7 protein-coding genes and 1 pseudogene are annotated in these 8,122 nt (G+C 71.0%); all 8 read right to left on the bottom strand.

The genetic code is table 11. The features are described from left to right. Positions 1-271: pseudogene (locus H9I49_RS23100) on the bottom strand (HNH endonuclease); the annotation flags it as partial. 402 nt (positions 272-673) lie between these two features. Beyond that, a complete protein-coding gene (ssuE, locus tag H9I49_RS23095) occupies positions 674-1,228 on the bottom strand; it encodes an NADPH-dependent FMN reductase (protein WP_188032748.1) in 555 nt (184 codons plus the stop codon). Positions 1,229-1,251: 23 nt separating this feature from the next. After that, positions 1,252-2,295 (bottom strand): aldo/keto reductase, encoded by a 1,044-nt coding sequence (locus tag H9I49_RS23090; RefSeq protein ID WP_188032747.1) that lies wholly within the window; start codon positions 2,293-2,295, stop codon positions 1,252-1,254. Beyond that, positions 2,292-3,656 carry an LLM class flavin-dependent oxidoreductase gene (locus H9I49_RS23085; RefSeq protein WP_188032746.1) on the bottom strand — a complete coding sequence of 455 codons (1,365 nt, stop codon included), beginning with the start codon at positions 3,654-3,656 and terminating at the stop codon, positions 2,292-2,294. Before H9I49_RS23085 ends, H9I49_RS23090 begins: the two co-directional genes overlap by 4 nt. Beyond that, positions 3,653-5,014 (bottom strand): LLM class flavin-dependent oxidoreductase, encoded by a 1,362-nt coding sequence (locus tag H9I49_RS23080; protein ID WP_188032745.1) that lies wholly within the window; start codon positions 5,012-5,014, stop codon positions 3,653-3,655. Before H9I49_RS23080 ends, H9I49_RS23085 begins: the two co-directional genes overlap by 4 nt. Then, positions 5,011-5,805 carry an ABC transporter ATP-binding protein gene (locus H9I49_RS23075; protein ID WP_188032744.1) on the bottom strand — a complete coding sequence of 265 codons (795 nt, stop codon included), beginning with the start codon at positions 5,803-5,805 and terminating at the stop codon, positions 5,011-5,013. The genes H9I49_RS23080 and H9I49_RS23075 overlap by 4 nt, the downstream gene beginning before the upstream one ends. Continuing rightward, complete coding sequence (locus H9I49_RS23070) at positions 5,781-6,647, bottom strand: ABC transporter permease (RefSeq protein WP_188032743.1); 867 nt, start codon at positions 6,645-6,647, stop codon at positions 5,781-5,783. The genes H9I49_RS23075 and H9I49_RS23070 overlap by 25 nt, the downstream gene beginning before the upstream one ends. Then, positions 6,644-7,729, bottom strand: a complete 1,086-nt coding sequence (locus tag H9I49_RS23065) for an ABC transporter substrate-binding protein (protein WP_188032742.1) — start codon at positions 7,727-7,729, stop codon at positions 6,644-6,646. The genes H9I49_RS23070 and H9I49_RS23065 overlap by 4 nt, the downstream gene beginning before the upstream one ends. Positions 7,730-8,122 lie beyond the last annotated feature (393 nt).

Raw genomic sequence — 8,122 nt, 5'->3', positions numbered from 1 at the left:
TCAACCGGGCCAGCTGCTGCTCCTCGATCGTGTGCAACGCCGCATACGCATCGACCAGCCGACCCTCCAACCGCGCCTTGGCCACCTCGAGCCACTCGATCTGACCCAGCACCCTGTCCGAGGCCGCATCCAGCGACCCATCCCGCAGCCCACCCGGCTCCCCGTCCCCTCGGGCCGCCTCACGCCGAACACTCCCGCGCCCGACGGTGCGTCCGACGGCCTGCTCGAGGACAACCTCGAGGGGCGAGCGGCAGGTGTCGAGGAATGGCACGAACTCACTCCTCTCACCCGGTCACTGTCTCATTCTATTAGAACAGTTGTTCGAACGAAGTGGAGGAGTTGTCCCCAGTTGGCTGTCTTGTCCGGTTCCCGACCACCGCGCGAACAGGCAGGCAGGAGTACGCGTCCGGCGACCTCTGCGAGCCGATCGACCTCGAGGCGGCGCAACGGACTGTGGGTGGCGCTGCCGGCGCGTGATTCCCCGTCCGCGCGCCGGCAGCGCCCGCGCCCGACCGGGTGGGAGGTGACCGGGCGCTCCGCGTCACCGCCTGGGTTAGTCCCGGGGGGAGGGCACCTGGCCGTGCGGTGACACGCCCCCATCGTTTCCTGTACGGGCGTGCGCGTCAGCCAATCGGCAGATATCGGGCATCACGATTCGGTCTCCGGGACGTGATCAGGCGCTGAGGCGTGCCACGACCGGGGCAGGCAGCGCGGCGAGGAAGCCGTCCACCACTGCGGTCAGCCCCGGCTGGACCTCGGCGTCGATCGTCAGGACCCCCGTGGGCGAGGTCTCCAGGTAGCGGTCGACGACGAGGAAGCCCTGGACGATGTGCCGCGCACCCATCGACGACAGCACGGGTCGCAGCCCGTAGTCGAGGGCGAGCGCATGTGCGACGCTCCCGCCCGTCGCGAGCGGCAGCACCGTCTTGTCGGTGAGCGCGTACTGCGGGAGCAGGTCGAGCCACGCCTTGAGCAGGCCCGTGTAGGCAGCCTTGTAGACGGGAGTCGCCACGACGACCCCGTCGGCCAGCTCGAGCTGCCGGGCGGCCTCGATGATCGCCGGATCGTCGAAGCGGGCGTGGAGCAGCGCCTCGGCGGGGAGGTCGCGCAGGTTGAGGTGGGTGACGTCGTGGCCGCTGCGTACGAGGGAACGAGAGACGTGGTCCAGCAGCTTGGCCGAGCGCGAGACGACGCTCGGCGAGCCGGAGACCGTGAGGATGCGGGACATGGCGGGTCCTTTCGAGGGCGTGGTCAGGCGTGCTGGCGGGTGCGGCGACGCAGGCCGGCGTCGGTGATCGCAGGCGGCTGGTAGCCGTTGTCGGCGTCGTTGAGCGTCACGCCGGGCGGCACGATCTCGTCGATGCGGTCGAGGATGTACGGGTCGAGCGTGATCTTGTCCGCCCCGAGCGCCGACTCGAGGTGCTCGAGGGTCCGGGGCCCGATGATGGCCGACGTCACCGCCGGATGCTCGAGGACGAAGGCCAGCGAGAGATGGACGAGGGAGAGCCCGGCGTCCTCGGCCAGGTCGTGCAGCGCGTGGACCGCCTCGAGCTTGCGCGCGTTGGCCGGCAGCGTCGGGTCGTGACGGCCGGGATTGCGCTGAGCGCGCCTCGACGGCGGCGCCGCCTCGCCGCGGCGGTGGCCCCCCGCGAGCCAGCCGCCGGCCAGCGGGGACCACGGGAGGATCCCGAGGCCGTGCCGTTGGGCGACGGGGAGGACCTCGCGCTCGACGCCCCGCGCCAGGATGGAGTAGGGCGGCTGCTCGGTGACCGGACGCTCGCGGTTGCGGGTCAGCGCCACGTGCTGCGCCTCGACGATCTGGCTCGGCTGGAACGTCGATGTGCCGATGTAGCGGACCTTGCCCTGGTGGACGAGGTCGGACAGTGCGCCGAGGGTCTCGTCGATGTCGGTGTCGGGCTCGGGCCGGTGCACCTGGTAGAGGTCGATCCAGTCGGTCTGCAGACGCCGCAGGCTGTCCTCGACCTCCCGGATGATCCAGCGGCGCGAGTTGCCGAAGCGGTTGACGTCGTCGCCGAGCCGGCCGTGGACCTTGGTGGCGAGCACGACGTCGTCGCGTCGCCCGTCAGCGAGCGCCTTGCCCACGATGACCTCGGACTCGCCCTGCGAGTAGACGTCGGCGGTGTCGATGACGTTGATGCCGGCGTCGAGGGCCGCGTGGATGATCCGGATGGACTCGTCGTGGTCGGGGTTGCCCTGGGCGCCGAAGTTCATGGCGCCGAGGGTCAGCGGGCTCACCTTGACGCCGGTGCGGCCCAGAGTGCGGTGGTCGGTCATGCGGGGTGCCTCTCTCGGGTGGTGGACCCGGCCGACCCGGCCGTCGTCCAGGAGCTGTCGGGTCGCGCGAGCCCGTAGTGCTCGCGCAGGGTCGTGCCCGTGTAGTCCTCTCGGAAGAGCCCGCGAGCGCGCAGGATCGGCAGGACGTGCTCGATGAAGGTGTCGAGCCCTCCGGGCAGCCACGGCGGCATGACGTTGAAGCCGTCGGCCGCCCCCTGCGTGAACCACTCGGTGATCCGGTCGGCGACCTGCTCGGGCGTGCCTGCGACGGTCCAGTGGCCCCTCGCGCCGGCGAGCCGGTGGAGCAGCTGGCGGATCGTGGGCGCCTCGCGTTCGACGATGTCGACGACGAGCCGGCTGCGACTGCTGTCGACCCGGTCGCCCCGCAGGGCGATGAGGTCGCGTGGGAAGGGCCCGTCGAGGTCGTGCCCCGTGAGGTCGACGCCGAGGAGGCGTCGCAGCAGGTCGATGGAGTATGCCGGCTGTGTCAGGGCGTTGAACTCCTCCTGGAGCGCCGTGGCCTCCGCCTCGGTCGACCCGATGAACGGGCTGATGCCCGGGAGGACGAGGAGCTGCCCTGGGTCACGCCCGAGGCCGACTGCCCTCCGCTTGATGTCGGCATAGAACTCCTGGGCGCTCTCGATCGTCTGGTGCGCCGTGAAGATCGCCTCGGCGTAGGTCGCCGCGAACGACCGGCCGTCCTCGCTCGACCCAGCTTGCACGTAGACCGGTCGGCCCTGCGGCGTACGGGGCGTGTTGAGCGGGCCCCGCACTCGGAAGTGGCGCCCGACGTGGTCGATCCGATGGATGTGGTCGGCGTCGGCGAAGACCCCGCTGTCGGGGTCGGCGACGAGGGCGTCGTCCTCCCACGAGTCCCAGAGGTCGGTGACGACGTCGACGAACTCCCTTGCCCTGTCGTAGCGCTCGGCATGGACGGGGTGCTCGTCCAGGCCGAAGTTGTGGGCGGCATCCGGGGCGCCGGTCGTGACGATGTTCCACCCCGCTCTTCCTCGGCTCAGGTGGTCGAGGGAGGCGAAGAGGCGTGCCGCGTTGTACGGCTCGAGGTAGGTCGTCGACGCCGTCCCGATGAGCCCGATCCGCTCGGTCGCAGCCGCGATCGCCGAGAGCCACGTGAACGGCTCGAGCCGGAACCGGCTGGCGTAGCGGATGTTGTCGGCAAGGGAGGGACCGTCGGCGAGGAAGACGGCATCGAGCTTCGCGGCCTCGGCGGTGCGCGCGAGGTCCTGGTAGAAGCCGATGTCGAGCACCCTGTCCGGCGCAGAGTCCGGGTGGCGCCACGCCGCCTCGTGGTGACCGCCCGGGTAGATGAAGAGGTTGAGCCTCAGCTGGCGGTCGGTCATGCCGTCACCGCCTGCCGGCTCGCCCCAGCATCCGAGTAGCGGCTCACCGGGCGCGGGAGACCGTAGTGGTCGCGCAGCGTCGCCCCCGTGTACTCGGCACGGAAGAGCCCTCGGCGCACGAGGATCGGCACGACGTGGTCGACGAAGGCCTCGAGACCCGACGGCAGCACGGGCGGCATGATGTTGAAGCCGTCAGCGGCGCCGCCCACGAACCACTCGTCGAGCGCGTCCGCGACCTGCTCAGGTGTCCCGGCGAACGTGCGGTGGCCGCGCCCTCCCCCGAGCCGGCCGACAAGCTGGCGGACGGTGAGCCGTTCGCGGCGGGCCAGCTCGACGATGAGGGTGTAGCGGCTCTTGGCCCCCTCGATCTCGTCCTCCGCCGGCAGGTCCGCCGGCAGCTCGCGGTCGAGCGGGAGGTCCTCCGGGCGCAGCCGCAGGGTTCGCGCGAGCTGCGCGACGGCATACTCCGGTCGGATGAGCTCGTCGAGCTCGGCCTCGAGCCGGAGCGCCTCTGCCTCGGTCGACCCGATGACGGGGACGATGCCGGGGAGGATCTTGATGCCGTCGGGGTCCCGGCCGATCGCGGCCGTGCGGGCCTTGAGGTCGGCGTAGAAGCCGCGCGCGTCGTCGAGCGTCTGGTGCGCGGTGAAGACGGCCTCGGCGTAGCGCGACGCGAACGCCTTGCCATCCTCGGACGACCCGGCCTGCACGATGAGCGGGTGTCCCTGCGGCGACCGCGGCAGGTTGAGCGGTCCGCGGACGCGGAAGTGCGTGCCCACGTGGTCGATCGCTCGCACCTTGTCGTTGTCGCCCCAGCGGCCGGATGCCTTGTCACCCGTGGGCGCGTCGTCGTCCCAGCTGTCCCAGAGCTTCTGGGCCACCTCGAGGAACTCGGCAGCCCGCTCGTACCGCGTCCGGTGGGCCGGCTGGTCGTCCAGACCGAAGTTGCGGGCCGCGTCGGGCCCGGCGGTGGTGACGACGTTCCAGCCGGCGCGGCCCCCGCTGACGTGGTCGACGGAGGCGAACCGGCGCGCCAGGTTGTACGGGTCGTTGTACGTGGTCGACGCCGTCGCGATGAGCCCGATCCGGCTCGTGGCAGCCGCGATCGCCGTGAGCAGCACCGTCGGCTCGATGGCGCCGGAGGGGCGCCGGCCGATGTCGTTCCACAGGACGGGGCTGTCTGCGAAGAAGATCGAGTCGAGGTGTCCGCGCTCGGCCGTCTGGGCCAGACGCTGGTAGTGGGCGACGTCGGTGTTGGCGAAGGGGTTGCTCTCGGGGAGCCGCCACGACGCCTCGTGGTGACCGGTGCTCATGAGGAACGCGTTGAGGTGGAGGGTTCGTCCGGCGGGCGAGGTCATGACGGGGTCCTTTCGGGGCTGGGCTGGTCGTGGGAGTCGGGTGCGGCCTCGTTCGTGACGCCGAGGGCCGCGAGCAGCTCGGTGCGGATGGCGGCGAAGCCGGGGTCGGACGGGTTCCGGCCGCGGCCCGACCCCTCGGGCAGGTCGATGCGGCGCTCGAGGGCGATCCGTCCGTGGTCGAGCACGATGACCCGGTCGGCGAGCGTGATCGCCTCGTCGACGTCGTGGGTGACGAGCAGCACCGCTGGGTGATGGCGGTCGTAGAGCTCGCGCAGCAGACCGTGCATCCTGATCCGGGTCAGCGCGTCGAGGGCACCGAACGGCTCGTCCGCGAGGAGCAGCTGCGGGTCGCGGACGAGCGAGCGAGCGAGGGCGACGCGCTGTTGCTCGCCGCCGGACAGCTCGTACGGCCAGGCGTGTTCGCGCCCGTCGAGGCCGACCTCGCCCAGCGCTCGCACACCCTTCGCCCGCGGGTCGTCGACACCGAGCCCGAGCACGACGTTGTCGAGGACCGTGGCCCACGGCAGCAGTCGCGAGTCCTGGAAGACGACGGACACCCGCTCCGGCACGCGGATGCGACCGGTGCCGCTGACCTCGGCGTCGAGGCCGGCGAGAGCGCGCAGGAGGGTGCTCTTGCCGCACCCGCTGCGGCCGAGGAGCACGACGAACTCGCCGGGTGCGATGTCGAGCGTGACGCCGTTCAGCACACCCTTGGGGCCGTAGCCGCGCACGAGTCGCTCGACGGCGACGGTCGGTCGCTCGGTGGTCAGGAGTTCAGGGTGCGCTGCCATGACAGGGCCCTCCTCTGCAGGAGCCGGACGGCGCCGTCGGAGAGCAGACCCAGCAAGCCGTAGAGCACGAGCCCGACGACGATGATGTCGGTCTGCCCGTAGGTCCGCGCGAGCTCCATCATGTAGCCGATGCCGCTCGTGCTGTTGATCTGCTCGACGACGACGAGGGACAGCCAGGCAGCCGTGACCGCGAAGCGCAGCCCGAGGAGGAACCCCGGAAGCGCCCCGGGCAGGATCACCCTGCGCACGAAGGCAGCTCGGCTCAGGCCCACCGTCTGGGCGAGCTCAACGTACTTGCTCTCGATGCTGCGGAGCCCGGCGTGGGTCTGGATGTAGATCGGCACGAAGACCCCCAGCGTGATCGTGACGACCTTCATCGGCTCGCCGATGCCCAGCCAGAGGATCAGGAGGGGCAGCAGCGCGAGCGCCGGGATCGCGCGCTTGATCTGGACGGGACCGTCGACGAGCGACTCACCGACCCGGCTGAGGCCCGAGACGAGCGCGAGCGCCGCCCCCAGGAGGATGCCGAGGAGCAGCCCGAGCCCGGCCCGTTGCGCGGACACCGCGAGGTTGCTCTGGAGCCGGCCGTCGCCGACGAGCTCCGCCGCCGTGGTGACGACGGTCCACGGGGCCGACAGGGTGCGCGGATCGAGCACTCCTGAGGCGGAGCCCACCACCCACGCGACGAGAAGGACGACCGGGCCGAGAGCGGCAGCGCCCTGTCGCCTGCGACCGGGGCCGAGACGCTTGGCCAGAGGCCTCTCGTCGACGGCCAGGGCGACGGGAGCCGTTGCGGGAGTGGAGGACTGCCGTGGTCGGGCGATGTCGATGAGTGTCGTCATGATGCCTTCCCCGTCCGGTATGCCGTGCCGCCGACCTTCTCGAAGCGGCGGTCCCAGATCGTCGTGACGTCGATGTGCGGTCGGTCCTGCTCGGTGGCGAGCAGGTCCGCCGTCGCCTGGTGGCGCGTGATCGCGTCGGTCCAGTCGGTCGGCACGTCACGGATGCCGGCGGTCTTGACGAGGTACTCGCCGTCAGCGGTCGTCAGGCCCTGGTTCTTGACGTAGTAGCCCTCGATCCACTCCTTCGGGTGCTCGTCGATCCACTTGAGGGCGACGCCCCAGTGGGCGACGTACTCGCGGATCGCGGCGGCCTTGCCCGCGTCCTGCAGCGAGCTCTCGAGCGCGTAGAGGTGACCTGGGTCGTCGCGCAGACCGTGCGGGATGACGGTGGCACCGTCTCTGCCGTACTTCGCGAGGTAGCGCTTGACGGCCACTCCGCCGATGGGCGCGACATCGATCTGCTTGGAGGCCAAGGCAGTCGGGTACACATCGCCCGTGCTGGGCAGCTCGACGAGCTCGACGTCGTCCTGTGTCAGGCCCGCCTTCTGTAGCACCCGGAGGACGAGCGCGCCCTGGGCCTGGCCGGGGCTGTAGGCGATCTTCTTGCCACGGAGGTCAGCGATGGTCCGCACCGCGACCCCGGGGGCCACGCCGAGCTGGTAGAGCGGATGAGCCTCGGGCTGCAGACGGAACTGCGCGGCGACGATGCGCGTGTCGACCCCTGTCCACTCGGCCTGCAGGGGCGGGATGTCGGCGACCGAACCGAGGTCAAGAGCCTTGGCGCGGAAGGCTTCCAGAGTCTGCGGACCACCGCTGATGTTGGCGAAGGTGACGGGGAAGGTGAACTTCTCGAGCTCGCCGGAGAGCCTGAGGGCCTGCTCGACCTGTGGGTCGCCCACGACGAGCGTCGTGCCCTTCGGCACGGCGTGGGGCAAGGCGGCCGTCAGAGCGAGGCCCGGGCCCCCATCTGCGGCGTTCGAGCTGCCGCCGCAGGCCGCGAGCAGGGCCACGAGCGGGGCAGAGGTGAGTGCGATCACGACGGACCGACGGCGGGGTGGGTGCGAGTGGGCGGTGCTGGGCATGGCAGGATGAACCTTTCGGGGACAGGGTGCGCGGAACGGGCGGGCGCCCGTAACGGGTGCGGCAGAAGAGGACTGTGACGACTGGCCACCCGGACACGTCTCGCGCCGGGCTCGGTGACGCGCGTCAGTTCGAGTCGGCATGCGTCACCGCGCGCCAGTACGCGTCAGTGCGGGTGGGTACTCGTGCCGGAGGGCGCGCGGCGGCCCTCCCGGGAGCGAGGCTCAGCGACAGATCGCGCTGGCGGTCCCCATGTGGTCGATCGCCCGACGCTTGGTCAGCATCTGGTGGCGGTGCATGCCACGTATTTCATTCTGAACCAGTAGGAATTACAAGTCCGGTCCGCACACTGAGACAGGCGTCAGCCCGTGGGCGAGCCCTGGCGTCCGAGCCGG

Origin of the sequence: Terrabacter sp. MAHUQ-38, assembly GCF_014518425.1 — a bacterium.
Lineage (GTDB): Bacteria > Actinomycetota > Actinomycetes > Actinomycetales > Dermatophilaceae > Terrabacter.
Note: the sequence above shows the minus strand (reverse complement) of the source record. Positions and strands in the feature narration are given on the sequence as shown.

What these genes read in the sequence shown, in the direction of transcription:
- H9I49_RS23070 (WP_188032743.1), bottom strand. Translation starts at nt 6,647, where the DNA reads ATGACGACACTCATCGACATCGCCCGACCACGGCAGTCCTCCACTCCC.
- H9I49_RS23080 (WP_188032745.1), bottom strand. Translation starts at nt 5,014, where the DNA reads ATGACCTCGCCCGCCGGACGAACCCTCCACCTCAACGCGTTCCTCATG.
- ssuE (WP_188032748.1), bottom strand. Translation starts at nt 1,228, where the DNA reads ATGTCCCGCATCCTCACGGTCTCCGGCTCGCCGAGCGTCGTCTCGCGC.
- H9I49_RS23065 (WP_188032742.1), bottom strand. Translation starts at nt 7,729, where the DNA reads ATGCCCAGCACCGCCCACTCGCACCCACCCCGCCGTCGGTCCGTCGTG.
- H9I49_RS23075 (WP_188032744.1), bottom strand. Translation starts at nt 5,805, where the DNA reads ATGGCAGCGCACCCTGAACTCCTGACCACCGAGCGACCGACCGTCGCC.
- H9I49_RS23090 (WP_188032747.1), bottom strand. Translation starts at nt 2,295, where the DNA reads ATGACCGACCACCGCACTCTGGGCCGCACCGGCGTCAAGGTGAGCCCG.
- H9I49_RS23085 (WP_188032746.1), bottom strand. Translation starts at nt 3,656, where the DNA reads ATGACCGACCGCCAGCTGAGGCTCAACCTCTTCATCTACCCGGGCGGT.